Consider the following 25,633-nt stretch of genomic DNA (forward strand, 5'->3'; position numbering starts at 1 on the left):
TATTTTGACCCGGCAAGTGGCCGCGGCTGCGGGGCGCTCCCGCTTTTATGCCTTCCCTGATCCATCCCCGTTGGCTAGACAGGCAGGGTCACCTCGGCCCAAAGGGCGCCGTCCAACCGATAACGACCGATAAAGAGACGACATGAGCGACGTGATCAAAACCGATGTGCTGATTATTGGCGCTGGCCCTTGCGGTCTGTTCGCCGCCTTCGAGCTTGGCCTTCTCGACATGAAGGCGCATTTCGTCGACATCCTCGACAAGGTCGGCGGCCAGTGCGCCGAGCTCTATCCGGAAAAGCCGATCTACGACATTCCCGGCATTCCGCAGGTGTCGGGGCAGGGCCTCACCGAGGCGCTGATGGAGCAGATCAAGCCGTTCCACCCGACCTTCCATCTCGGCGAGATGATCGAGACCGTAGAGAAGATCGGCGATCCCGCGTTTCGCTGCACCACCGACACCGGCAAGGTGTTCGACTGCAAGGTGGTTGTGATCGCGGCCGGCGGCGGCTCGTTCCAGCCCAAGCGTCCGCCGGTGCCGGGGATCGAAGCTTATGAAGGCACCTCGGTGCACTACGCCGTGCGCAAGATGGAAACGTTCCGCGACAAGAACGTGCTGATCGTCGGCGGCGGCGATTCCGCGCTCGACTGGACGCTCAATCTGCATCCGCTGGCGAAGCGCATCACGCTGCTGCACCGGCGCGACGATTTTCGTGCCGCACCTCACAGCGTCGAACAGATGCGCGCGCTGGTGGCCGACGGCAAGATGGATCTGCGGCTCGGCCAGGTCACTGCGCTCTCTGGTGCCGATGGCCAACTGACCGGCGCCACCGTCAAGGGCAACGACAACAATGTCAGCGACATTGCCTGCGACACCATGCTGCCGTTCTTCGGCCTGACCATGAAGCTCGGTCCGGTCGCGAACTGGGGCATTGCGCTGGAGAACAATCTGGTGCCGGTCGAGACCTCCGCGTTCGAGAGCAACGTGCCCGGCATCTTCGCCATCGGCGACATCAACACCTATCCCGGCAAGATCAAGCTGATCCTGTGCGGCTTCCACGAGGGCGCACTGATGTCGCAAAAAGCCCACCGCTACGTCTATCCGGAGAAGCGGCTCGTGTTCCAGTACACGACCTCGTCCTCCAGCCTGCAAAAGAAGCTCGGTGTCAACTGATCGCGACGGCAGCGGACGGACGATGCCCCATGTTTCTGGTGCTGGAATCGTTCGCGAAATCGCCGTAGTCTGCGGCCATTGCAGTGGCGGCTTAGCAAGGTGATCATAATGCGGCATCTCTTTTCCAGCTTTCGGCTGCTCCCGTTTCTCGCGCTCGCGCTCGCGCTGTCGCTCGGTGCGATGAGCCCGGCTGTGGCGCAAGTCCCGGCTGCGGCGCCAGCGCAGCCAACCGCTGCGGGCCTTTGGCAGAAGGTCGAAGACGGCAAGACGGTGGGCTGGTTCCTCTTCATCGATCACAACGGCATCTTCGAAGGCGTCATCGCCAAGACTTTTCCGCGGCCCGGCGACGATCCGAACGAGGCCTGCACGAAGTGCACGGACGATCGCAAGAACCAGCCGGTGCTCGGGCTCTCCTTCATCCGCGACATGAAGCGTGACGGGTTGAAGTATGAGGGCGGCAACGTGGTCAATCCGCGCGACGGCAACATCTGGAAGGCGAAGATGACGGTGAGTCCGGATGGCCAGGTCCTGACCATGCGCGGCTTCCTCGGCATTTCCCTGTTCGGCAAGGACGAGACCTGGCAGCGCCTGCCGGATGCCAGCCTCGCCGAGGTCGATCCGGCCATCATCGCGAAATATCTCCCCGCGCAGGCCGCCGCGACCAAGCCGACGCCCGCGCCCGCGACCAAGAAGGGCGGCGCGATGATGATGGCGCCGGCAGCGAAGAAGTAGGCTGTCAGTCGCGGGCAAGGTCGTAGACCATCTGCCGCCGGGCTTCGGCGTCGTCTTTCACCGTCTCGAGCATGCGCGAAATCACCAGCGCAAACTGCACCTGGTTTGCGGGACCTGTTGAGCGGGAAGCAGGTCCCTTGAGTCACTCATAGCGCTGACGGTCCAATGCCTGTCGCGCTTCTTCCATTTGAAACAGTCGGTTAAGCGATCTCCGAAGCGAGCCGCCGCGGACCGTTGGCACGTCACACATGCAGGGCGTGCTGTCAGATCAAACGGGGCGGTCGCGCCGGTAGTTCCCCGGAATGCGTGCTGGCGCTGGATTTGCATAGCTGTTGGCAAATCCGCCGGAGGAACGAGTCGCCGCTGCCGCGCCTGTCCAAGGGAGTGAGCGAGGTCGCCTGTTCCTCGCGGCGCTGACTTCGATCCGTGAGATGACGCTATGAGACTTGCAAGACTGTGCGCAGCGACGTTGCTAGGGCTGACGCTGATGCTGGCAACATCGGCGCTGGCGCGCGACGACGGGCGCTATGCCAACTCACCGCTCAAACCCTGGTTTGAGAGCCTGCGCAGCGAGTATGGACAGTGCTGCTCGGATGCTGACGGCTATGTCGTCGCCGATGTCGACTGGGAGTCCGACAAGGGGCACTACCGCGTCCATCTCGACGACGAATGGGTCGTCGTGCCCGACGGCGCCGTGATCACGGAGCCGAACAAGATCGGCCGCGCCATGGTGTGGAAGCACTATATCGACGGCCACCCGCGCGTGCGGTGCTTCATGCCGGGCAGCATGACGTAAAGCCGACGCGCAAAAGGTTCGTCGCGGCACTGCCGCAACAGGTTCGCTTTGTGCGGACATTGGTCTCCCGCGCGCGGGTAAATTTGTTTGCGTGAGACGACAGGACGAAGAGAGGAGGAAGTTGTCCGCGTCAATTTTCCTTACGCGCCGAGTTTGGTCTCTCGCACCACTGCGTCGGCGCGGCGGCGCAAATCCGGATTGAGCGCAAGCCCGAGACCGGGTGCCATCGGTGCCGACACGATGCCGTTGTTCACGACGGGCAACGCGGTGACGAGGTCGCGGTACCAGGTCGACAGCGTCGCGCGCACGACCTCCTGGAAGATCGCGGTCGGCGCATGCAGCGCCAGATGGAGGCCCGCCATCAGCGCCACCGGTCCGGTGCAGTCATGCGGAGCAAGCGGCTTGTTGTAGGCTTCGCTCAGCGCCGCGATCTTGCGTGCTTCGCTCAGACCGCCGCACCAGGCGATGTCGAGCATCACGACATCGACGGCATTGGCCGCGAGCAGATTGCGGAAGCTCGCCGCGCCCGCCAGCGTCTCGCTGCCGCAGATCGGCGTCTTCACGCGCCGCCTGAGATCGGCGAGGCCCTGCAAATCGTCCATCTTGTTGAGGGGATCCTCGACCCAGAACACGCCGTAGTCTTCCAGCGCGCGGCAGATGCGCTCGGCGGTGTGCATGCCCCACACGCTGTGCAATTCGCACATGATCTCGATGCGGTCGCCGACCGCGTCGCGGATTTTGCGGAACGGCTCCAATCCGGTCTTGAGATCGGTGAGCGAGATCGCGTGGCCGCCGTTCGCCGCAAAAGGATCGAACGGCCAGATCTTCATGGCGCCGTAGCCTTCGCTCAGAAGGCTTTCGGCAAGCGCCCCGGCGTCGCGCATGAAGGCGATCTGGTCGTCATAGGGGCCGAGCACGGCATCGTCGGCGCCGATCTCGCGGCGCTTGGAGCCCTTGGTGTTGTAGGCGTAGCCGGCGCAGGTGTTGTAGGCGCGGATCTCGAGCCGGCTCGCGCCGCCGAGCGCCTCGTGCACGGGAATGCCGTGACGCTGGCCCTTGAGGTCCCACAGCGCAATGTCGATCGCGCTGGCCGCGCGCACCTCGGCACTGACGCTGTGGAAGCCGAGATAGGGCGTCAGCAACTGGCGCGAGATCGCCTCGATGCGGCGGGAATCCTGGCCGAGCACCAGCGGCGCGACGAACTCATGCACCGCGGCCTCGACCGCCTGCGCGCCGCGAAAGCTTTCGCCGAGGCCGGTCAATCCCTCGTCGGTCTCGATCTCGACCCAGATCAGGTTCGGCCGCTCGTCAATGCGGATCGTGCGCAGGGTCGTGATGCCCGACATCGAGGTCCTCGTGGCCGAGTTGCCGGCGCTCAGGTCACCGGCGCCGGATTGAACAGCGTCAGGTCGTTGTGAATGCCCCAGCGGTCCGACCACGGCTTGGTGCGGCCAGAGGCGACGTCGAGGATCAGGTTGAACAGATCCCAGCCGGTTTCCTCGATGGTCTTCTCGCCGGTGGCAATGCCGCCCGCGTCGAAATCGATCAGGTCCTTCCAGCGGCGCGCCAGCTCGGTGCGGGTCGCCACCTTGATCACGGGTGCTGCCGCAAGACCGTAGGGCGTGCCGCGGCCGGTGGTGAACACCTGCAAGGTCATGCCGGAGGCAAGCTGGAGCGTGCCGCAGATGAAGTCGGACGCCGGCGTTGCCGCAAACAGCATGCCCTTCTGCGTTGCCTTCTGGCCGGGCGAGAGCACGCCGGTGATGGCGGACGAACCGGACTTGACGATCGAGCCGAGCGACTTCTCGACGATGTTGGCGAGGCCGCCCTTCTTGTTGCCGGGCGTAGTGTTGGCGCTGCGGTCGGCACCGCCGCGGGCCAGATAAGCATCGTACCAGGCCATCTCGCGTACCAGCGCGCGACCGACGTCCTCGTTGATGGCGCGGCGAGTGAGCAGCTGGATGGCGTCGCGCACTTCCGTGACTTCCGAGAACATCACGGTGGCGCCGGCGCGCACCAGGAGGTCGGCAGCGAAGCCGAGGGCCGGGTTGGCGGTGACGCCGGAGAAGGCGTCGCTGCCGCCGCATTGCAGGCCGATGACGAGATCGGCGGCCGGGCAGGTCTCGCGGGTGCGCTTGTTCAGGATTTTCAGGCGGGCCTCCGCCTGGGTCATGATCGCGTCGACGATCGCGCCAAAGCCGTCGAAGGCTTCGTCCTGCATGCGCACGATGGCATCACTGACGCCTTCCGGCACCAGCCGCTCGGGCGCGAGCTTTTCGCAGCCGAGGCTGATGACCAAAATCTCGCCGCCGAAATTCGGGTTCAGCGCGATATTTTGCAGCGTGCGGATCGGTATCACCGCGTCGGGCGCGGTGATCGCGACGCCGCAGCCATAGGCATGCGTCAGCGGAACGACGTCATCGACGTTCGGGTACTTCGGCAACAGCTCGGTGCGGATGCGCTTCACCGCATATTCCATCGTGCCCTTGACGCATTGCACGGAGGAGGAGATGCCGAGGATGTTCTTGGTGCCGACCGAGCCGTCGGGATTGCGAAAGCCTTCGAAGGTAAAACCTTCGAGCGGTGGCAGTGGCGCGGGGACGGCGGTGGAGATTTCGAGCTTGTCGAGGTCAGGGGCCTCCGGCATGCGGATGCGCGCCTCGTCGACCCACTCGCCAGCCAGGATCGGCGCGAGTGCGTAGCCGATCACCTCGCCATAGCGGATGATCGGCTGGTCCTGTGCGATGTCGACCAGTGCCGTCTTGTGCCCCTGTGGCACGAAGGCGCGCAGCGTCAGCCCGCAGGCAAAGCGGGCGCCGGCGGGAAGCCCGAAATCATTGACTACGATCGCGACATTGTCGCGCGCGTTGAGCTTGATGTAGCGGGGCTGTTCTTTCGCTGCGACGTCCTGATCCATAGTAGGACTCCGAAAGTGTAGGGTGGGTTAGCCGAAGGTGTGGCCCACCAGTGTCTCTGTCCGTCGAGGCAGAAGAGGTGGATTACGCTTACGCTAATCCACCCTACGATGTCGGCCTATCAGCCGGGATAGGTATAGGCGGTCTTCACCGTTGTGTAGAACTCGCGCGCATAGGAGCCCTGCTCGCGGGCGCCGTAGCTCGAGCCCTTCCGGCCGCCGAACGGCACGTGATAGTCGACGCCGGCGGTCGGCAGATTGACCATCACCATGCCGGACTCGCTGTTGCGCTTGTAGTGCGAGGCGTATTTCAGGCTGGTGGTGCAGATGCCGGAGGCGAGACCGAACTCGGTGTCGTTGGAGATCGCCAGCGCTTCCTCGTAGTTCTTGGCGCGGATCACGGTAGCAACAGGCCCGAAGATCTCCTCACGCGCGATACGCATGTTGTTGTTGGCTTCGGTGAACAGCGCCGGCTGGAGGTAGTGGCCGGGCGTCTCGCGCTTGAGCAGCTCGCCGCCGAAGGCGAGCTTGGCGCCTTCGTCCTGGCCGATCTTGATGTAACGCAGATCCTGGTCGAGCTGGTTCTGATCGACCACCGGGCCGATATGCACGCCGGTCTTCAGCGCGTCGTCGACCGACAGGCCCTTCAGGCGCTCGGCCATCGCGGCGACGAAGCGGTCATGGATGCCTTCGGTGACGATCAGGCGGGAGGACGCGGTGCAGCGCTGGCCGGTCGAGAAATAGGCGCCGTTGATGGCGACCTCGACGGCGGTCTTGAGGTCGGCGTCGTCGAGCACGACCAGGGGATTCTTGCCGCCCATCTCGAGCTGGAACTTCTTCATCGGAGTCGACAGCACGCAGGCCTGCGCGATCTTGCGGCCGGTCTGCACCGAACCGGTGAAGGAGATCGCGGCGGCATCGGGGTGATCGAGCAGGGTCTGGCCGACGACGGAGCCGGAGCCGACCACGAGGTTGAACACGCCTGCCGGGATGCCGGAGCGGGCGATGATCTCGGACAACGCATGTCCGGAGCCGGGCACCAGCTCAGCCGGCTTGAACACGACCGTGTTGCCGTAGCAGAGCGCGGGCGCGATCTTCCAGGCCGGGATCGCGATCGGGAAATTCCAGGGCGTGATCATGCCGATGACACCCACCGGCTCGCGGGTGAGCTCGACGTCGAGGCCGGGGCGGACGGACGCGCCTTTCTCACCAATCAGGCGCAGTGCTTCGCCGGCAAAGAACGCAAAGATCTGGCCGGCGCGTGCGACCTCGCCGATGCCCTCGGGCAGCGTCTTGCCTTCCTCCCGGGCGAGCAGGCGGCCGAGCTCTTCCTTGCGGGCGATGATTTCGAGAGAAATCTTGTTCAGCGCGTCGTAGCGCACCTGCGGTGTCGACTGCGCCCAGGCGGGGAAGGCGGCCTTCGCGGCCGCGATCGCCTTCTCGGTCTGCGCCTTGTCGGCCTTGGCGTATTCGCCGACCAGATCGTTGGTGTTGGAGGGGTTGATGTTCTTGGTGACGCCGGAGCCGTCGACCCATTCACCGCCGATGAAGTTCTTCAGGATCGCAGTCATCATTTCCTCCAGAGTTTTTTAGCGAACGAGGCAAGGACGCTTGTCATCAAACGTCCAGCCGGGGATCAGGTCCTGCATGGCCGTGGCGTCGTCGCGGGCGCCGAGTCCATGCTGCTTGTAGAGTTCATGCGCGGCCTCGATGGCCGCACGGTCGATCTCGATGCCGAGGCCCGGACGATCCGGGACCGCGATCTTACCGCCCTTGATCTGGAGCGGCTCCCTGGTGAGCGCCTGGCCGTCCTGCCAGATCCAGTGCGTGTCGATCGCGGTGACCTTGCCGGGGGCCGCGGCGCCGACATGGGTGAACATCGCGAGCGAAATGTCAAAATGGTTGTTGGAGTGCGAGCCCCAGGTCAGGCCGTTGTCACGGCAAGTCTGGGCGACGCGCACCGAGCCTTGCATGGTCCAGAAATGGGGATCGGCCAGCGGAATGTCCACCGCACCCAGGCGCAGTGCATGCGAAAGCTGCCGCCAATCGGTCGCGATCATATTGGTTGCGGTCGGCAAGCCCGTGGCGCGACGGAACTCGGCCATGATCTCGCGGCCGGAGAAGCCGGCCTCGGCGCCGCAGGGATCCTCGGCATAGGCGAGGATGCCGTGCATGTTCTTGCAGAGGCTGATGGCCTCATCGAGCGACCAGGCGCCGTTCGGGTCGAGCGTGACGCGGGCATTGGGAAAGCGTTTTGCAATGGCCGTGACCGCCTCGATCTCCTGCTCGCCGCGCAGCACGCCGCCCTTGAGCTTGAAGTCGGCGAAGCCGTAATGATCGTGGGTGGCTTCGGCGAGCCGCACCACCGTCTCCGGCGTCATCGCCTCCTGATGGCGCAAGTTGAACCATTCGGCCTTGCCGGTCTCGCCGCTGACATAGTCGAGCCTGGATTTGCGCCGGTCACCGACAAAAAAAAGATAGCCGAGCGTCTCGACGCTCTTGCGCTGCTGGCCTTCACCGAGAAGGGCCGCGACCGGCAGTTTGAGATGCTGGCCGAGCAGGTCGAGCAGGGCGGATTCGATTGCGGTGACCGCGTGGATCATCACGCGAAGGTCAAACGTCTGCTTGCCGCGGCCACCGGCATCGCGGTCCGCGAAGGCGGTACGAACGTCCGCGAGGATGTTGTTCATCGCGCCGACGGTCTTGCCGATCACGAGATCGCGGGCGTCCTGAAGCGTCTGCCAGATCTTTTGGCCGCCCGGCACCTCGCCGACGCCGGTGTGGCCGGCATTGTCGGTGAGGATGACGATGTTGCGGGTGAAGAACGGCGCGTGTGCGCCGCTCAGATTGAGGAGCATGCTGTCGCGACCCGCGACGGGGATCACCTGCATCGCGGTGACCACCGGTGCACCGGCGACTGGCGCGCCGGAGATGCTGGTCTCGGCCATCGCACGCTCCTCCTTGTTGTCGTCGGCTATTCTGCCGCCTGTTGTGTCGATCCTGCGGCGGGCAGCTTTTGCACCAGCGCGGTCAGTTCCGCAACCTCCTGCTCGGTGAGATCGGCCAGCGGCGGCCGGACCGGGCCGGAATCGCGGCCGATCACCTTCATGCCGGCCTTGATGATCGAGACCGCATAGCCCTTCTTGCGGTTGCGGATCGCGATCAAGGGCAGGATGAAATCCTTCAGGCCGGCGTGGATGGTCGCATGGTCGCGCTTGCGCACCGCGGCGTAGAAGCTGGTGGCGAATTCGGGCACGAAGTTGAACACGGCCGAGGAGTAGGTCGTCACGCCCATGTCGAGATATGGCAGCGCAAACGTCTCGGCGGTCGGCAGGCCGCCGACATAGGTCAGGCGGTCGCCGAGCTTGGTGTAGACGCGGGTCATCAATTCGATGTCGCCGATGCCGTCCTTGTAGCCGACGAGGTTCGGGCAGCGCTCGGCGAGGCGGGCGACCGTGTCGGGCTGGAGGATGGCGTTGTCGCGGTTGTAGACGATGACGCCGATCTTCACGGAGGCGCAGACGGCCTCGACGTGGGCGGCAAGGCCTTCCTGCTCGGAATGGGTCAGATAGGGCGGCAGCAGCAACAGACCGTCAGCGCCGGCCTTCTCGGCACCGATTGCGATCTCGCGGGCGATCGCGGTGCCGTAGCCGGTGCCGGCGAGCACGGGCACGCGGCCCTTGGTCTCCTCCACGGCGACCTTGACCACCTCAGGGACTTCGGCCGGGGTCAGCGAGAAGAATTCGCCGGTGCCGCCGGCGGCGAACAGACCTGCGACATCATAGCCGCACAGCCAATCCATGTTGGCGCGGTAGGTCGCCTCGTCGAAGGAATAGTCCGCCTTGAACGGCGTGACGGGGAAGGACAGGAGGCCGGATCCGATCTTCTGGGCCATTTCCTGCGGGGTCATCTTGCTCATGGGCGCTGCTCCCTGTTTCCAGTGTTGTGGAGGACGCAACAAGGCCGCGCGTCCATGCGCCGCTGTTTAGGAGACCGTTCGATGCGCGTCCAAGCCAAAGCCTATATCGACCGATGCGGATTGAGCATCAATCTTCCATCACCTCGGCGGAGGACAATTCGCCGGCGAGCTTGACCAGCGCGGACAGCAGCGGATTCTCGTCGTCACGCCGCCAGACCATGAAGAGCTCAACCGGAACGCGGTTGCGCAGCTTCAGGGGACGCAGCCGAACGTCGGAGATTTTCAGGCCGGCGGCCGCAGCCGGCACGATGGCGAGGCCAAGGCCGGCGCGCACCATGGCGAGGATCGAGTGGATCTGGCTCAGGTGCTGGACATAGCGCGGCAGGATGTCGGCGCGGGTGAACAGCGCCACCAGCAGATCGTGGAAGTAGCGGCTCTCATAGGGCGAATACATCACGAAGGGCTGGCCGTCGAAATCCTTGATGGTGATATTCTCGGCGTTCGCCAGCGGATGCTTCTTCGGGATCGCGGCGAGCAGGGGCTCGGCGACGACGCGGCGGCTCGCAAGCTCCGGCCGCGCGATCGGCGGCCTGAGCAGGCCGGCATCGATCTGGCCCGAGGTCAGCGCCTCGAACTGATCGCCGGAGACCATCTCCTTCAGCGAGAAATCGACCTCGGGCAGTTTTGCGCGGCAGGCCGCGACCAGCTCGGGCAGGAAGCCGTAGGCGGCCGCGGCCGTAAAGCCGATCTTCAGCGAGCCGGTCTTGCCGAGCGCGATGCGGCGGGCGACCTGCGAGGCGCTTTCCGCGAGCTTCAGGATGCGGCGGGCCTCGGGGAGGAAGCTGCGCCCGGCCGGAGTCAGGCGCACCGAGCGGCTGGTGCGCTCCAGCAGCGGCGCGTCGATGATGTGCTCGAGCACCTGGATCTGCCGGGACAGCGGCGGCTGGGTCATGTTGAGCCGCGCGGCGGCGCGGCCGAAGTGCAGTTCTTCGGCCACCGTGACGAAGCAGCGGAGCTGGTTGAGGTCGAACATCGATACATGCCTTAGATGAATAAGGCGTTTCCCCGGCACTTCTAGCATCGGTCATCCCCAAAACAAAACAAAGACGGCGGCCTTGTGAGCCGCCGTTGAGTTGCCTGTCCCACTCCGATCACTCGGAGCGCTCAGGAGGAACGTTTGAGCACCACCCGCTCGATCTTGCCGACCACGACGAGATAGGCGACCGCGGCCACCAACGCGTTGATGCCGACGAACACCAGGGCGCCGTTGAAGGAGCCGGTCGCGGCCACGATGTAGCCGATCACGATGGGCGTCGTGATCGAGGAGAGGTTGCCGAAGGAGTTGAACAGGCCGCCGGAGACGCCGCCGGCCTCCTTGGGGGAGGTGTCGGAGACGACCGCCCAGCCGAGCGCGCCGATGCCCTTGCCGAAGAAGGCGAGCGCCATGAAGCTGACCACCAGCGCCTGGCCGTCGACATAGTTGCAGGCGATGATCGACATCGACAGCAGCATGCCGCCGACGATCGGGATCTTGCGCGCCATGGTCAGCGAGCCGGTCTTGCGCAGGATGGCGTCGGAGATGACGCCGCCGAGCACGCCGCCGATGAAGCCGCATAGCGCGGGCAGCGTCGCGACGAAGCCGGCTTGCAGGATCGACAGGCCGCGCTCCTTGACCAGGTACACCGGGAACCAGGTCAGGAAGAAATAGGTCAGCGTGTTGATGCAGTACTGGCCGAGATAGACGCCGAGCATCATGCGGTTCGAGAGCAGCTGGCGGATATGGTCCCATTTCGGACCGGAGTCCGGCGCACGCTCGTCTCTGGGCGCGTCGAGATCGACCAGCGCGCCGCCTTCCTTGATGTAATCGAACTCGGCCTCGTTGATCGACGGGTGCTCCTTCGGTCCGAAGACGGTCTTGATCCAAGCGAGGCCCATGATGACGCCGAGCCCGCCCATCACGAAGAACACGTAGCGCCAGCCGTAATCATGGGCGATCCAGCCCATCAGCGGTGCGAAGATCACGGTCGCGAAATACTGCCCCGAATTGAAGAAGGCCGATGCGGTGCCGCGCTCATTGCCGGGAAACCAGGCCGCGACGATGCGGGCGTTGGCAGGGAACGACGGTGCTTCCGCGACGCCGACAAGGAGGCGAAGCGCGAACAGCACGATGATGGCGGTGCCGGCGCTGAAGAAGCCGACCCAGCCCTGCATCATCGTGAACAGCGACCAGACGATAATGCTGAAAGCATAGACGAGGCGCGAGCCGTAGCGGTCGAGCAGCCAGCCGCCCGGCACCTGTGCGACGACATAGGACCAGCCGAAGGCCGAGAAGATCCAGCCCATGGCGACGGGATCGAGATGCAATTCCTTGGAAAGCGCGGGGCCCGCGATCGAAAGCGTGGCGCGGTCGGCGTAATTGACCGTGGTGACCAGGAACAGCATGGTCACGATGAACAGCCTGACGCGAGATCTCCTCACGTCCGTTGCGGACACCACTGCGCTCATCAAGGCGCCTCCTTAGAACTCGAAATGTTTCCTCAATGCGACTCCTAGAGGCGCATGCGGGAAAGTGTCCAAGTTCAAGGAAGCATCGATTGATGCCGTTTTTGAATTGATGGAACGGCAGCAACGTGCATGCGGTGACGACCACCAGAAAAGGGATCGCCCGCTCGAGTGCCGCAATTGCGCACAAGGCGGGCGATGCCGTGAGTAGGTGGCGAGCGCTCGCGCTTCGGCGAACCAGCGCCCAGGATCAGTCCCTCAGCCGCACGCCCGGCAGCAGGTGGGTGTGATCCTCACCGCGCACCGCCTCGAGCTCTTCCGGCTCCAGGCCGAGCGCCTTCAGGATGGTTGGCGCGGCCTGCCTGTTCGCGACGCGCTCGTGGACGATCGCGGGGGCGAGTTTTGGATTGGAGACGACGAGCAGGACGTGTGTATCGTCCTCGGCGAAGCCGCCGTGTTCGGCGATCTTCTTCTTGCTCCCGCTGTAGATCGTGCCGGCGATCGGCTGAATGATGATGTCAGGCGTACGGCCGGCCGCCGGATCGCCAAACCGATCAACCAGCTGCTCGCCGGCATAGATCTTCTCGATGCGGGCCCGGTTGCTGGCCTTGCGGTCAGCTTCGAGGATCGCGACGGCCTTCTCGGCATCCCCGTGGTTCTTCAGCCAGATCAGCGCAACGTCATCGGCGGTCTCCTGGGCCAGCGTGATGCCGCCGTTGGTCAGCAAGTCAGCTGGATCGGTCACGTCGGCGCGCACGCCACCGCCCAGCTTCGGATTGGTGCTGCCGGTCAGCATGTGAAGCTTGGTGACGTCGATCGGCGACTGGCCGTGCTTGGCGCCGACGATGACCAGCGTGTCGCGGGCAATGTGCTGGTCCGCCAGCGCATCCAGCATCTGGCCGAGCGAGGCGTCGACGAAGTCGAGCGATGCCTGGAGCTGCGGGCTCGGCGTCGCCGCTGCGTCCAGATATCCGTCGGCGGTCACTTTCTGGCCGACGCTGACGGCCTGGAAGTTCATGCCAAAGATGGCGGGAACGCCGACCTTGGTCTTGCCGGTGTGATCAAAACCCTTGATCCAGTTGAGCACGGCCGTGACCTTGAGCTGGTCATAGGTGCGCGTGAAGCTTGGATCGGTGGTCCAGTCTGCGCCGGGCTGGCCCGGCACCGAGGTCGAGTTGATCTCGGGCGCATAGAGTTCATCGAGGCCCTTGCCGGAAGGACCGCTGATGATCTCATAGGCCGGGTGCTTGTCCGACCAGGCGGTGCGTTTTCCCGCCGCGTGGATCACTTCCATGATGGTGTTGAGCCGCTGGAACTGATGCGGATAGACCGGCTCGCACTTGCCATTCTTCAGGCGCATCGGCAGGTGCGCTGGATTGATGTGATCGGAGCCTGCCGGGCCGCCACCGTCGAGCTTGGTCAGGTCGTAATCGATCGATTCGTCGAACAGCGTCTCGGTTCCGGGACTGCCCTGGCAGTTGCTGCCGGGCGCGAACAGCGTGCGGTCGTAGGAGTCGTCGTAGAATACGCCATGGGTTTTGGGGGTGCCGCCGGTCATGAACGCAAGCAGGCCCGGGAAGGAGTCGGAGGGCCGGGAGGTGTGTGCATCGGCGAAATGCACGCCATGCGCGAGCAGCCTGGCGAAGCTCGACGAAGGGTGGGAACTGACATAGCGTTGCAGGTCGACCTCATGCATGCCGTCGACGCTGATCAGCAGGACATGGTTGATGTCGCTCTTGTCCTTGTCCTCGGCGTGCGCGAACGACGGGGCCAGTAGCGACAGAGCAAGGGCCGAGACAAAAGCGATAGCGACGCCCGCGAACGGCCGTTTTTCGATCGTCATTGATGAGCTCCCCAGTAGTGTCAGGTGTTGATGACATGCAGGCAGGCGACACCGCGCAGCGGAGAGCCTGTGCTCGCCGCCACGTGCGTCAATTCGTAGCACCGGGAAAACTAGGTAGCGGCGATGAACCTTGGATGACGCCGCGATTACGCCGCACGCGAAAATATTTGTGTGCGTGGCGCCATCAAATCAAACCGACGCCAGGTTTGTCGGATGCACGGCCGTGAAGCTGCGCTGGACGCTCCAGTTCCTGTGCCCTCCGCAACCCCTTCTACTGCTGCGGGCCCGGCAGGAGCGGAGCGAGCAGTCCGCGTGTGACGCCCGGCGGCACGGCATCCAGGCCGAGCACCGCGCTCGCGGCCGGCAATGTGGCGTCCGCCATCGCCGCGTGGCCTTCGGCGCTCGGATGCACGGCTCCGCCATAGACGGCCGAGAGCACGCCCCAGGTCGCGTCGTGGATGTCGGTCGGCTGACTCGCCGACGGCAGCCCTTGTGGATAGGTCATCGCTGCAAAATAGCTGTCGTTGGCATCGCGGATCCAGCGCGCGCGCGGCAAATAGGCGCGATATTCCGAGGCGCCGCGGCCGCACAGCATCGGCTGGCTCGCCGCGCTGACGATATCCGGATTGAAGCTCTGGCCGTTCTCGGCGAAGCAGGTGCGATCGAATTCGGGATCATTGCCGGCATGGGCGCAAAAACCGTGATCGGCGAACGCAGCCTGATGCGTGTCGACGAAGGTCATGCGGTCAGCCTCCGGATCGCGACACAGCGCGCCGCGCGTGCAGGTCGCGAGCTCCTTCAGTTGTGGCAGGAACTCAGTGTCGACGAAGGTCGAAACACGGGCAAGCCGCTGCGGATCGGCATTGAAGGCCGGATGGATGTCGAAGCCACCGCGACCGCCGCGGCAGGGCACGCCGCCGTCGGCCAGCGCCGGATTGGCATAGGAGACATAGACGACGTGCGAGAGATCGCCGCCGACCAGTGGCTTCAGCGCCTCGCGCAGCTTGACGAAATTCTGCGGCAGCTCGCGCTGGAGCGCATCGCGGGAATCGTCGACGCTCGCCATCACGCCGGAGCGGCGGAACAGTGCGCGCTCGGTCGCGGTGTCGACGATGACGTCGGCGACGAGGCCGGAGAAGTAGACGTCGTTGGCGCCGATCGAGAGCAGCACGAGATCGAGATTGCGATCGGGCTGGCGTTTCTTGGCCGCGGTGAGCGCTTCGCGCAACTCGGCGACCTGGGCATTCACGCTGGTGTTGCAGACGCCGCTCTTGCCGGGCGGGCATTCGCGGGCGCGCTGTGAGCCGAGCAACCCGTCGCTGATGCTGGCGCCGGTGCAGGCGAGCGGCAGATAGGTGACGGCGATATGGCTGTAGCGCACCGCGAGCGCGAGTGCGGTGCGGGCCTGGTAGCTGTAGAGCGAGCGATGGCAGGGCGAGTTGAACCAGAGCGCGCTGTAATGCTGCCAGTTGGCGAGCGTATCCGGCGCCTCGCAGGCGCGGCCGCCCTTGAAGCCGGCGCGGCTCGGCCGGTAATACTGTCCGCCGGCGGTGCCGAGATAGGAGCGGAAGCAAAAGCCCTCGTCCGACAGCGCCAGTGGCCGGTCCGGATTGCCTTCGCCGGAGGCGATGCTGTCGCCAAGGCCGGCGATGAAGATGTCGCGGACCTGGATCTCGGTCTGGATGCGCTGGCTCGGATCGGAGCCGGCGGAGACGTCGACGCTTGCGACCGTCTGCTTGCCGTAGCGAACCCGCAGATTGACCGGCTCGGCACAGTCGAAGGTCGAGGTCTGCGGTCCGTCGCCGTCGTCGAACGACCAGGCGCAGGTGGCGCCGACCGGCACCGCGCCGGTCAGGCGCACGGTGACAGGATGGTCGATCGGGGTGATGTAGTTCTCCTTGACGTTGTCGCGGGTGCATGGCTGGTTGACCCGGCCCTGGAGGTCGATGCAGAGGCGGTTGACCATGTTGCGGGCCCAGCCGCGGCCCTCGCTCTGTAGCTCCAGCGACTGCTCGGCGGCGAGGATGCTGCGGTTGCGCGCATTCTCGACGTGCAGCAGGAAGTCGCGCTCCTCGCGGAACAGGCGGAAGCGGTTGCGGACCTCCCAATTGATCTGCATGGCGCCGGCATCTTGCGCCACGGCGCGCTGAAGCGGCAAAACAGCGAGGAACCCGGCCAGAAGCAGGGCGCCCGAGAGCAAACGGCAAAGGGAAACAGGGATCATGGCCCGCGTCTTCAACGGCAAAGTTGAGGCGGAAATAAGAGAGCATGGCCCTCCGCCCCGCAACCTTTGTCTGCCGCTTTTACGGGCTGCCGGCGTGACCGCTGGCTGGCCTTACCGTTTGCTGGCCTGGCGCACCAATCGCTCGCGCTCCATCGGCGTCACCTGCTTGGGCAAATTGGCCTGCGCGCAGGCTTCCGCCAGCCGCCGTCGCTCTTGCCAGGGCCGGACGACGTTCATCCAGAGCTCGCGGGTGCCCATGATGGAGATGGCGACGCCGAACGGGATCACGAAATAGAGGATGCGGAAGACCAGCAGGGTCGCCAGCAGCTGCTCACGGCCGAATTCGGGCAGTGCTACCAGCATAGCGGCGTCGAACACGCCGATCGAACCCGGCGCATGGCTGGCGAAGCCCAGCAGCGTTGCCAGGATGAACACCACCGCGAGCGACAGGAAGTCGATCGGCGGATTGGCCGGCATCAGCAAATACATCGCGAAGGCGCAGAAGCCGAGATCGACCACCCCGATCAGGATCTGCACCAGCGTCAGCGGCGCCGACGGCAGCACGACCTTCCAGCCCTTCTGGCCGAGCTCGCGGCGCTTATCGCCCATGCAGAGCCAGACCAGATAGGCGGCGATCGAGGCGAGTCCGCCGAGCGCGATCAACCGGTTGATGGACGACGGCAGCTGATCCATGTAGGAGGCCGCATCCGGGTGGACGGTCATGCCGATCGAGAGCACGAAGATGTTACCGAGCCAGAAGGTCAGGCCGGAGAGGAAACAGATCTTGGCGACGTCGATCGCATTCAGCCCGTAGTCCGAGTAAATTCGGAAACGGATTGCTCCGCCCGTGAACACGGTGGCGCCGATATTGTGGCCGATCGAATAGGACGTGAAACTCGACAGTGCTGCGATGCGATAGGGTACGTGTTTCTTGCCAATCGTTCGCAGTGCAAAAAAGTCGTAAAAGGTCAGCGTGCAAAACGCGAAGAACACGCAGATCGCGGCTAACCCGATATGTCCGCGGGGAATATCGGCCAATGCGGTCAGGATGACGCCGGTATCGATGCCCTTGAGGGTTCGCAGCAGCGAGGTGACCGCGAAGGCGATGATCATCACGCTCGCGGCAATACCGAGCCGTCGCCAGCCGATCCATCTCTTGAAGCCGCGTTTCAACGCGGGCAGCAGTCCGTGCATTCATCCTCCCGGCAGGGGGTAAGACCGACCGGGCCAGACATTGGCCAGTCGGTTGCGATCACTGCCCGAAATGAGCGTCGATCGCTAGGCATGATGTAGCTCATTTAAGGCAAAAACAGCGGCTTGTGCAGTCCTTGACAACGGCAGGTTCGGCGCCGGACCGACTACTTTGTCATACGTGGTTCACATGACGCGCGCGTTAAGCATGTGAGTCGAGGGTTCAGCGCGGATCGCGGGTCTGTGTGTGGACATGGTCCCAAATCCCGGCGCCGCAAGCCTTGTTCCGGCGCAAACACCCGAGTTCCGGCGCAAACACTCGAGGCTTTTTGGAACGACGATGCCGCGCACAGGTTAGCGCCCCATCAGCAATCGAACATGGCGAAACAACAGGCTTTTCGTGAGAGCCGGTGCCGTCGTGTTCCCGAAACCCTTGAGGATCGGAACGATGGGACTGTTCACAAAAGACATCAAGACCATGAACGACCTGTTCGTGCATCAGCTACAGGACATCTATTACGCCGAGCAGCAGCTCACCAAGGCGCTGCCGAAAATGGCAGATAAGGCGACCGATCCGCAGCTGAAGCAGGGCTTTTTGACGCACCTTGAAGAAACCAAGCAACACATCACGCGGCTCGAGGAAGTGTTCAAGATGCACGGTGCCCAGATGAAGGCGGTCGACTGCCCGGCGATCGACGGCATTATCGAGGAGGCCGACGAGACCGCGAACGAAGTCGCGGACAAGGCGGTGCTTGACGCGGCGCTGATCAACGCGGCGCAGGCCGCCGAACATTACGAAATCGTCCGCTACGGCAGCCTGATCGCCTGGGCCAAGCAGCTCGGCCGCAGCGACTGCGCCGCCGTGCTCGCGAAAACACTCGAGGAAGAGAAGGCGACGGACAAAAAGCTGACAACGCTTGCCGAGAGCAAGGTGAATCTGCGGGCGGCGAGTTAAGACAGGTTTATCCGCAAGAGCGCCGCGCGGTCATCCGCGCGGCGCTCGCATGTCGCGCATCCATCATTCGGTCATTATCGAAACATGCCGGCCGGCCGGACGCGTATATGTCGCATGGGGCTGCAATCGAGGTGGCAGCATGCGAGCCAACACCATCAAATATGAGATCTTCGACGCGAACGGTGCCCCGCGCACCGCATCGCGCCCTGCAACCTCGCTGACGCTGGCTGCGATGAGCCTCGGCTATGGCGTGGTGCAGCTCGACGTCACCATCGTCAACACCGCGCTCGATGCGATGGGCAAGACGCTCGGCGGCGGCGTTGCTGAATTGCAATGGGTGGTCAGCGCCTACACCATCGCCTTTGCCGCCTTCATCCTGACGGCCGGCGCGCTCGGCGACCGGATCGGCGCCAAGCGCATCTTCATGGCGGGGTTCGCGATCTTCACTGCGGCCTCGCTGGCCTGTGCGCTGTCGCCAAATGCAATCGTGCTAATTGGCGCGCGGCTGGTCCAGGGGCTGGCGGCGGCGATATTAGTGCCAAATTCGCTGGCGTTGCTGAACCACGCCTATACAGACGACCGCGCGCGCGGCCGTGCCGTCGCGGTCTGGGCCGCGGGCGCGAGCCTGGCGCTGACCGCCGGTCCCTTCGTCGGCGGTGCGCTGATTACGCTGGTCGGCTGGCGCGCGATCTTCCTGGTCAATCTTCCGATCGGCCTCGTTGGCCTTTGGCTGAGCTGGCGCTATGCGACCGAGACCACGCGGGCGCGCTCGCGCGAGATCGATCTGCCCGGCCAGCTCGCCGCGATCGGCGCGCTGGGTGCGCTCGCCGGCGCGATCATCGAAGCTGGCGCGCTTGGTTGGGGACATCCGCTCGTGCTTTCGGCCTTCGCGACGGCCGCGGTCCTGGCCACGCTGTTCGTCTGGCGCGAGAGCCGCACGGCGCAGCCGATGCTTCCGCTGTCCTTGTTCAGTCACCGGCTGTTTACCTTGACCACGGCCGTCGGCCTCCTCGTCAACATCGCGATCTACGGCCTGATCTTCGTGCTCAGTCTCTACTTTCAGCGGATCAACGGCCTGTCGGCGTGGTGGACCGGGCTTGCTTTCGTACCGATGATGGGTGCGGTGCTGCCGGTCAATCTGCTGGCGCCGCGCCTCGCCGAGCGCATCGGCCCGTGCCCGACCATTGTCGTCGGCGCCTGCATCTCGGCATTCGGCTGTCTTGGTCTGATCTGGATCGAGGCGGGGACGAGCTATTGGGCAATCTTCGCGCAAATGATCGCGATCAGCGGTGGACTTGGCCTCCTGGTGCCGCCTCTGACCTCGACTTTGCTCGGCAGTGTCGAGAAGGCGCGATCCGGGATCGCTGCGGGCGTGCTCAACGCGACGCGGCAGACCGGCAGCGTCCTTGGCGTTGCGCTGTTCGGTTCGCTGGTCGGCGGCGAAGGCGTGTTCATGCAGGGCTTGCATCTCGCGCTGGTTATTTCAGCCGCTGTCCTGCTACTTGCGGCTGCGACTATTGGGATCGGTGCGCGAACGCGAGGGTGAACGATGTGAGCAGCCGCGCACATTCTCTGTTTACCATTGCGGGAGCCGGCGCACGGCCGGTTACCGACTGTCCACCTCTGCCGGTTCTAGTGCCCGATGGAACAGGGGCCGGCAATGTATCAAGTTCTGTTTTGTCTCACGGACCAGCACGATTGGCGTCTGGTCGTACTTGGCGGAGCGGTGTGTCTGCTCGCCAGCGCGGCGGCGATCAGCCTGTTTTACCGCGCGCGTGCGGCGAGCGGGTCGGCGCGTCTGGTCTGGATCACGCTCGATGCTGTCGTCGCCGGCTGCGGTATCTGGGCAACCCATTTCATCGCGATGCAGGCCTATGGGCCGGGCGCCGGTGGTGCCTACAACATCCCCGTAACGGTCCTGTCGCTGATCTTTGCGATCGCAGTCACCTTCATCGGTCTCAGCATCTCGGTTTCGACGACGCGCGGGGGTCTGGTCGCGGTCGGTGGCGCCGTCGTCGGCGTAGGTGTAGCCGCGATGCACTACACCGGCATGATGGCGTTCGAGATTCCTGCCCATGTCGGCTGGACCACCGGGACCGTGACGGTGTCGATCTTGCTTGGTATCGTCTTTGGATCGTTCGCCCTGCACGTCGCGGGACGAGGCGATAGCCTGTTCAACGCGCTGGGCGGAACGGTCCTGTTGACGGTCGCCATCGTCTCGCACCATTTCACCGCGATGGGCGCGCTGGAGTTGACGCCCGATCCTACCCTCGTGATCAGCGGTCTTTCGATCCCGCCGCAGTCGTTGTCCATCCTGACCGCCAGCGCGGCCGCGGCCATTCTCGTCATCGCTCTTACGGCGGCCGTGCTCGACCGTCGGGCCAAGGGCGAGATCGGACGCCAGCAGGTCGTGCTTGACACCGCACTCGAGAACATGTCGCAGGGATTGTGCATGTTCGATGCGCAAGGCAAAATCGTCCTGTTCAACGAACGCTATGCGGCGATGCTCCGCCGCTCCGACATGCAGCTCGCCGGCCGGACATTGCTCGATGTGCTCCGCGAGGAGGCGGCAAAAGGGCAGTGGAATGGCGAGCCCGACCAATTCTTCGCACGCCTGGTTGAGGATGCCCGGAAGGGACGTACGACAACCGATGTTGTCCGTCGGTTCGACCGCTCGATCCGCGTCGTCAACCAGCCGATGCAGGGCGGCGGCTGGGTCGCCACCTTCGAGGACATCACCGAATGGCTGGAGGCGCAGGCCAAGATCTCGCACATGGCACGCCATGACGCGCTGACCAATCTGCCGAACCGCGTGCTGTTCCACGAGCAGCTCGAACAGGGATTGCGCCGGGCGGGTGCGAACGACCAGCTCGCCGTGCTCTGCCTCGACCTCGATCATTTCAAGGACATCAACGACTCGCTTGGCCATCCCATCGGCGACGCACTGCTCAAGGAGGTCGGCCGCAGGCTGAAGGCGACCGTCGGCGAGCACGACACCGTGGCCCGCCTCGGCGGCGACGAGTTCGCCGTGGTCCAGATCGGCCGCTCGGAGGAGGCTGCCGCGCGAGCGGTCGCCGGCCGGCTCGTCGAGGTGATCTCGGCGCCTTACGAGATCGAGGACCATCAGATCGTGATCGGCGTCTCGATCGGCATCTCGCTGTCGCCGCAGGACGGCAACAATCCCGACGAGCTGTTGAAAAACGCCGACCTCGCGCTGTACCGCGCCAAGGCCGACGGCCGCGGCACCTATCGCTTCTTCGAAACCGGCATGGATGCGCGCGCGCAGGCGCGGCGCCTGCTGGAAATGGACATGCGGGCGGCGCTCCAGCGCGACGAATTCCAGCCCTACTATCAACCGATCCGCGATGTCGCGACCGATCGCGTGGTCGTCTTCGAGGCGCTGCTGCGCTGGAACCATCCGCAGCGCGGCCTGATCTCGCCCATCAACTTCATTCCGCTTGCCGAGGAGACCGGCCTCATCATCCAGCTCGGTGAGCTGGTGCTGCACCGGGCCTGCGCGGATGCCGCGACCTGGCCCGATGACATCGGCGTCGCCGTCAATCTCTCGCCAGTGCAGTTCAAGAATCCGAATCTGATTGCGTCGGTGACCGAGGCGCTGGAGAAATCAGGGCTCGCGGCGCGCCGCCTCGAGCTCGAGATCACCGAATCCGTGCTGCTGCAGAACAGCGAGGCGACGCTGACCGCGCTGCACGAGCTGCGCGCCATGGGCGTGCGGATATCGCTCGACGATTTCGGCACCGGCTATTCCTCGCTGAGCTATCTGCGCAGCTTCCCCTTCGACAAGATCAAGATCGACCGTTCGTTCGTGTCCGAGCTCGCCACGCGCGAGGATTCGGTGGCGATCATCCGCGCCGTGACCGGCCTCGGCCGCAGCCTCGGCATCGTCACCACGGCGGAGGGCGTCGAGAACGACGCGCAGCTCGAGCTGCTCAGGCGCGAAGGCTGCACCCAGGCGCAGGGTTATCTGTTCAGCCAGCCGCGGCCCGCCTCCGACGTCGCGATGATGCTGGAACGGCCGCGGCTGCGCGCTTACGCTTAATGAGCTAACCGCGGCGCAGCGCGAAATGCGCGCCGCAGAACGCCATCACGGCGCCGAGACACAGTGCCGCGAGGCCCGCGACCACGCCGGAAATGGTCGGGATCGGGCTCGGCGCCGAGGCCGCCTGGCCGGCACCGGCAAGCAGGAGCACGCCGACCGCAATCAGGAATTGGCGCATCCGTTGCGGGATCTGGCCGGAGACGGCGCTCTGCATCAACGTCGCTGTGAAATAGCCGCCGGAGAATCCGATGGTCGCGATCAGCCACCAGGCGATCGCAGCACCCGTCGGCATGAACTCATGCGTGTCCGAGCGCCAGAGGCCGCCGAGGTCGAGCCCGTAGCGCGCACCTAACATGTGCACCGCGAGCGCGAGCAGCACGCCCGCGATCATGGCGGCCCCGAGAATCAGGCGGCGCGGAAAATAGATCGTCTCAGCCATGGCTCGCTTGTAGAATGGGGAAGGGCGATTGCGCAAGCGGAGCGCAGACGGGATTGAGTGATGCAGGTTTCTGACGGGCGAGGCGCCCCGGTCACGAGCTATGCCTATAAGGCGTCGCTGATTCGATCGGCGCATCGCTTCGAGCTGACCGACGAGGGATTGTCCTGGCGCATCGCCGGCCGCTCCGGCGTCTGGCGCTATGACGAGATCAGTGCTGTCAGGCTGTCGTTCCGCCCGGTCTCGATGCAGCAGCATCGCTTTCGCGCCGATGTCAGCCGCGCGAGCGGCGGTCGTATCGCGATCCTGTCGACGAGCTGGCAGACCGCGGCGCTGATGGCGCCGCAGGACAGCGGGTTTCGCGATTTTCTCGTCGAACTGCACGCGCGAATGGCGAAGGCCGGCAGCCGGGCCGAGCTGACCGCAGGCCTCGGCCGCAAGACTTATGCCGCGGTGCTGGCGTTCCTGACGATGCTGGCCGTGGCGATGACGGGGCTTCTGATCCGCGCGCTGATGATCGGCGAATTCGCCGGCGTGCTATTTATCCTCGGCTTCGCCGCGCTGTTTGCCTGGCAGGTCGGCGGCTTCGTCCGGCGCAACCAGCCGCGCAGCTACAGTTTTGATCAGGTGCCTCGGTCCTTGCTTCCCTAGCGCTTGCAATCGGCCGCAATCAAAATACCGACGCCGAATTTCGCAGTCGTGTCCTGCACGAATGGGACAAGATCGAGCCGTACAGGGCGAAGGGTTTTATCGCGGAATGGCCGGAGCGCTGAACAGGCTCGTAGTGCTACTCCGTCGAGTCAAAATCCTCCTCCTTGGTGCCAAGCAGCGAGACGATCGTGCGCAGGCCGGAATCGAGTTGCTCAAACGAGGGCGGGGCGAGCGCCAGTCGCACCGCATTCGGGGCATGGCCATGCGCGACCGCGAAGGTCGAGGACGGCGTCAGCGCGATGCCGCGCCGGGCGGCCGCGGCAACGAATGTCTGCGAACGCCAGTGCGGCGGCAGCGTCAGCCAGAGATGATAAGAGCGCGGATCGGCTGAGATCTGGTAGCCGGCGAGCAGCCGTGCCGCGGTCTGCTGGCGGCGTGCGGCGTCGATGCGCTTGAGCCGGGTCAGTTCGGCGACGGTGCCGTCGGCCATCAGCCGCTGCCCGGATGCGAGCGCGTGGCCCGAAGCGATCCAGCCGCCGGTGCGGACCGCGCCCATCACGCTCTCGCGCAAGTGAGGGGGCGCGACGAGGATGCCGAGTGCAAGACCCGGCGCGACCTTCTTGGAGAGGCTGTCGAGCACGACGCAGCGGTCGGGCCCAAGCGCCGCCAGCGGCGTGTCGTCGGCGAGGAAGCCGTAGACGGTATCCTCGATGATGGTGAGATCGAGCTTCTCGGCCACGCGCATGATGTCGCCGCGCCGCGTCGCGTTCATGGTGACGCCGAGCGGATTCTGGATGATGGGCTGGAGATACAGCGCCGACAGATGCGCTTCGCGATGCGCCTTCTGGATCGCGTCGGGCCGCGCGCCATGTTCGTCCATCGGAATCGGCACCAGCGTGATGCCGAGCCGCGCGGCGATGCTCTTGACGTAGGGATAGGTGAGCGCCTCGACGCCGCAGCGCCCACCGGTGGGAACGAGTGCGGCGAGCGCGGCCGCGAGCGATTGCTTGCCGTTGGCGGTGAAGACGATCTGCTCGGCCTGCGGCGCGAAATCCTTGCGCGCGAGATAGGCGGCGGCGGCATTGCGCGCGTTCTTGGTGCCGGTGCTGGTCGAGACGCGGAGCGCGGATTCGAGTGCGTCGACGCGCTCGAGCCCGGCGAGGCTCTTGGCGATCATGGCCCATTGCTGCGGCAGCAGTGGGTAGTTGACCTCGAAATCGATGCGCGCATCGCGCGGCTCGCTGATGGTCTCGACCTCGCGCCTGATGTCGCCGGAGATGAACGTGCCGCGGCCGACCTCGCCAACCACAAGGCCGCGACGCAACAGCTCCGTATAAACCCGGCTCGCGGTCGAGACCGCAATGCCACGGTCATAGGCAAAATTGCGCTGCGGCGGCAGCCGGTCGCCGGGCCTTAACGTGCCGTTAGAGATATCCACGGCAATGGCATCGGCAAGCTTCACGTATTCGAACTTGGACATTATTGCACCGAGAGCAATGTTTTACTTGCTCCGAGTAATGTACTGGAGCATTTAAGTTCCATCAAGGCCCACGATTGAGCCGAGGAGAGCGACAGCAATCCGACGGCAATGAGGTGCAGGCGTTCAGAGCGTTTGCGCCAACGGCATCCGCTTCGCCGCGTGGCCAAAAGGCCGGAGAAGAAAATGAACACGATCTCGCAAACTGCCGGGCAGAGTTTACGCCCATCCTCATCGAGCGGATTTCTTGGCGCGTGCGTCAACGCCGCCTATGCGCTGTTCGACCGCCTGGAGCGCCGCACCGCCGTCAAGACGCTGAACGAACTCGACGACCGCGCTTTGCGCGACATCGGGATCAACCGCAGCCAGATCGAGGACGCGGTGTACGGACAGTTCAAAGCCGAGCTGACGCGGTATCTGTGAACTTTCTGTCGCTGCGCCCGGCAGGTCGAGTCTCCGCGACGCCAGTCTGTATTCCGTCATCCTGAGGTGCGAGGCTTGCGATGCGCATGCATCGCAAGTCGAGCCTCGAAGGATGAACGGCCGGGATGCAGCGGGGCGTCGCCCTTCGAGGCTCTCCACGCGACGCGTTGCGTCGCGTGGAGAGCACCTCAGGGTGACGGTCATGGACTGTGATCGCGACAAGTTTCGGTGTTCGATTTCCAATTTGCAGACACACCTTCACATCCTCGCGGCTTGTCTCGCCCGAGCTTTGCTTCGTCGCCTCACCCTCCATTGAAAGAGGGCGCAGGGAAGACCGGG

20 protein-coding genes and 1 pseudogene are annotated in these 25,633 nt (G+C 64.7%); 9 read left to right on the plus strand and 12 right to left on the minus strand.

The features are described from left to right. The first annotated feature begins 142 nt into the window (after positions 1-142). The 3 genes from YUA_RS0118885 to YUA_RS0118900 all read left to right on the plus strand — a co-directional run bounded on the left by YUA_RS0118885 (position 143) and on the right by YUA_RS0118900 (position 2,699). Positions 143-1,171 carry an NAD(P)/FAD-dependent oxidoreductase gene (locus YUA_RS0118885; RefSeq protein ID WP_027532109.1) on the plus strand — a complete coding sequence of 343 codons (1,029 nt, stop codon included), beginning with the start codon at positions 143-145 and terminating at the stop codon, positions 1,169-1,171. Between the two features lie 108 nt (positions 1,172-1,279). After that, entirely contained in the window at positions 1,280-1,903 is a 624-nt protein-coding gene (locus tag YUA_RS0118890; protein ID WP_027532110.1) for a DUF2147 domain-containing protein, read from the plus strand. A 439-nt stretch (positions 1,904-2,342) separates the two neighbouring features. Next, a complete protein-coding gene (locus YUA_RS0118900; RefSeq protein WP_027532111.1) occupies positions 2,343-2,699 on the plus strand; it encodes a hypothetical protein in 357 nt (118 codons plus the stop codon). A gap of 140 nt (positions 2,700-2,839) precedes the next feature. On the opposite strand, the gene YUA_RS0118905 is transcribed toward YUA_RS0118900, so the two are convergent. The 10 genes from YUA_RS0118905 to YUA_RS0118950 all read right to left on the minus strand — a co-directional run bounded on the left by YUA_RS0118905 (position 2,840) and on the right by YUA_RS0118950 (position 17,295). Then, on the minus strand, positions 2,840-4,045 hold the full coding sequence (locus YUA_RS0118905; RefSeq protein WP_027532112.1) for a mandelate racemase/muconate lactonizing enzyme family protein: 1,206 nt from the start codon (positions 4,043-4,045) through the stop codon (positions 2,840-2,842). 29 nt (positions 4,046-4,074) lie between these two features. Beyond that, entirely contained in the window at positions 4,075-5,616 is a 1,542-nt protein-coding gene (gene garD / locus YUA_RS0118910; protein WP_027532113.1) for a galactarate dehydratase, read from the minus strand. 119 nt (positions 5,617-5,735) lie between these two features. Further along, positions 5,736-7,184, minus strand: coding sequence for an aldehyde dehydrogenase family protein (locus YUA_RS0118915; protein ID WP_027532114.1), 1,449 nt, complete (start codon positions 7,182-7,184; stop codon positions 5,736-5,738). Positions 7,185-7,202: 18 nt separating this feature from the next. Then, positions 7,203-8,561 (minus strand): glucarate dehydratase, encoded by a 1,359-nt coding sequence (gudD, locus tag YUA_RS0118920; RefSeq protein ID WP_027532115.1) that lies wholly within the window; start codon positions 8,559-8,561, stop codon positions 7,203-7,205. A gap of 26 nt (positions 8,562-8,587) precedes the next feature. Then, positions 8,588-9,532, minus strand: a complete 945-nt coding sequence (gene kdgD, locus YUA_RS0118925; RefSeq protein ID WP_027532116.1) for a 5-dehydro-4-deoxyglucarate dehydratase — start codon at positions 9,530-9,532, stop codon at positions 8,588-8,590. 127 nt (positions 9,533-9,659) lie between these two features. Beyond that, positions 9,660-10,565 (minus strand): LysR substrate-binding domain-containing protein, encoded by a 906-nt coding sequence (locus tag YUA_RS0118930; protein WP_027532117.1) that lies wholly within the window; start codon positions 10,563-10,565, stop codon positions 9,660-9,662. Positions 10,566-10,696: 131 nt separating this feature from the next. Next, positions 10,697-12,037: an MFS transporter gene (locus YUA_RS0118935; RefSeq protein WP_027532118.1), complete on the minus strand. Its 1,341-nt coding sequence runs from the start codon at positions 12,035-12,037 to the stop codon at positions 10,697-10,699. Positions 12,038-12,284: 247 nt separating this feature from the next. Then, complete coding sequence (locus YUA_RS0118940) at positions 12,285-13,877, minus strand: alkaline phosphatase family protein (RefSeq protein WP_051383264.1); 1,593 nt, start codon at positions 13,875-13,877, stop codon at positions 12,285-12,287. Between the two features lie 271 nt (positions 13,878-14,148). Next, positions 14,149-16,101 (minus strand): hypothetical protein, encoded by a 1,953-nt coding sequence (locus tag YUA_RS0118945; RefSeq protein ID WP_027532120.1) that lies wholly within the window; start codon positions 16,099-16,101, stop codon positions 14,149-14,151. A 111-nt stretch (positions 16,102-16,212) separates the two neighbouring features. Further along, a complete protein-coding gene (locus YUA_RS0118950; protein WP_027532121.1) occupies positions 16,213-17,295 on the minus strand; it encodes a YbhN family protein in 1,083 nt (360 codons plus the stop codon). Positions 17,296-17,740: 445 nt separating this feature from the next. Here YUA_RS0118950 and YUA_RS0118955 point away from each other — a divergent pair, with 445 nt between their 5' ends. The 3 genes from YUA_RS0118955 to YUA_RS0118965 all read left to right on the plus strand — a co-directional run bounded on the left by YUA_RS0118955 (position 17,741) and on the right by YUA_RS0118965 (position 22,307). Next, positions 17,741-18,247, plus strand: a complete 507-nt coding sequence (locus tag YUA_RS0118955) for a ferritin-like domain-containing protein (protein WP_027532122.1) — start codon at positions 17,741-17,743, stop codon at positions 18,245-18,247. Positions 18,248-18,386: 139 nt separating this feature from the next. Next, entirely contained in the window at positions 18,387-19,793 is a 1,407-nt protein-coding gene (locus YUA_RS0118960; RefSeq protein WP_027532123.1) for an MFS transporter, read from the plus strand. A 114-nt stretch (positions 19,794-19,907) separates the two neighbouring features. Beyond that, positions 19,908-22,307 (plus strand): EAL domain-containing protein, encoded by a 2,400-nt coding sequence (locus tag YUA_RS0118965; RefSeq protein ID WP_027532124.1) that lies wholly within the window; start codon positions 19,908-19,910, stop codon positions 22,305-22,307. Between the two features lie 4 nt (positions 22,308-22,311). On the opposite strand, the gene YUA_RS0118970 is transcribed toward YUA_RS0118965, so the two are convergent. After that, on the minus strand, positions 22,312-22,746 hold the full coding sequence (locus YUA_RS0118970; RefSeq protein ID WP_027532125.1) for a hypothetical protein: 435 nt from the start codon (positions 22,744-22,746) through the stop codon (positions 22,312-22,314). A gap of 60 nt (positions 22,747-22,806) precedes the next feature. Between YUA_RS0118970 and YUA_RS0118975 the strand changes: the two genes are divergently transcribed. Beyond that, complete coding sequence (locus YUA_RS0118975) at positions 22,807-23,394, plus strand: hypothetical protein (protein ID WP_027532126.1); 588 nt, start codon at positions 22,807-22,809, stop codon at positions 23,392-23,394. Between the two features lie 23 nt (positions 23,395-23,417). After that, positions 23,418-23,516, plus strand: a pseudogene (locus YUA_RS51735) (YdcF family protein); the annotation flags it as partial. A 14-nt stretch (positions 23,517-23,530) separates the two neighbouring features. Here the strand turns inward: YUA_RS51735 and YUA_RS0118980 are convergent. Further along, positions 23,531-24,874: a PLP-dependent aminotransferase family protein gene (locus YUA_RS0118980; protein WP_027532127.1), complete on the minus strand. Its 1,344-nt coding sequence runs from the start codon at positions 24,872-24,874 to the stop codon at positions 23,531-23,533. A 183-nt stretch (positions 24,875-25,057) separates the two neighbouring features. Here YUA_RS0118980 and YUA_RS0118985 point away from each other — a divergent pair, with 183 nt between their 5' ends. Beyond that, complete coding sequence (locus tag YUA_RS0118985; protein ID WP_027532128.1) at positions 25,058-25,294, plus strand: DUF1127 domain-containing protein; 237 nt, start codon at positions 25,058-25,060, stop codon at positions 25,292-25,294. Positions 25,295-25,633 lie beyond the last annotated feature (339 nt).

The organism is Bradyrhizobium sp. WSM3983 (assembly GCF_000473045.1).
Taxonomy (GTDB): Bacteria; Pseudomonadota; Alphaproteobacteria; order Rhizobiales; family Xanthobacteraceae; genus Bradyrhizobium.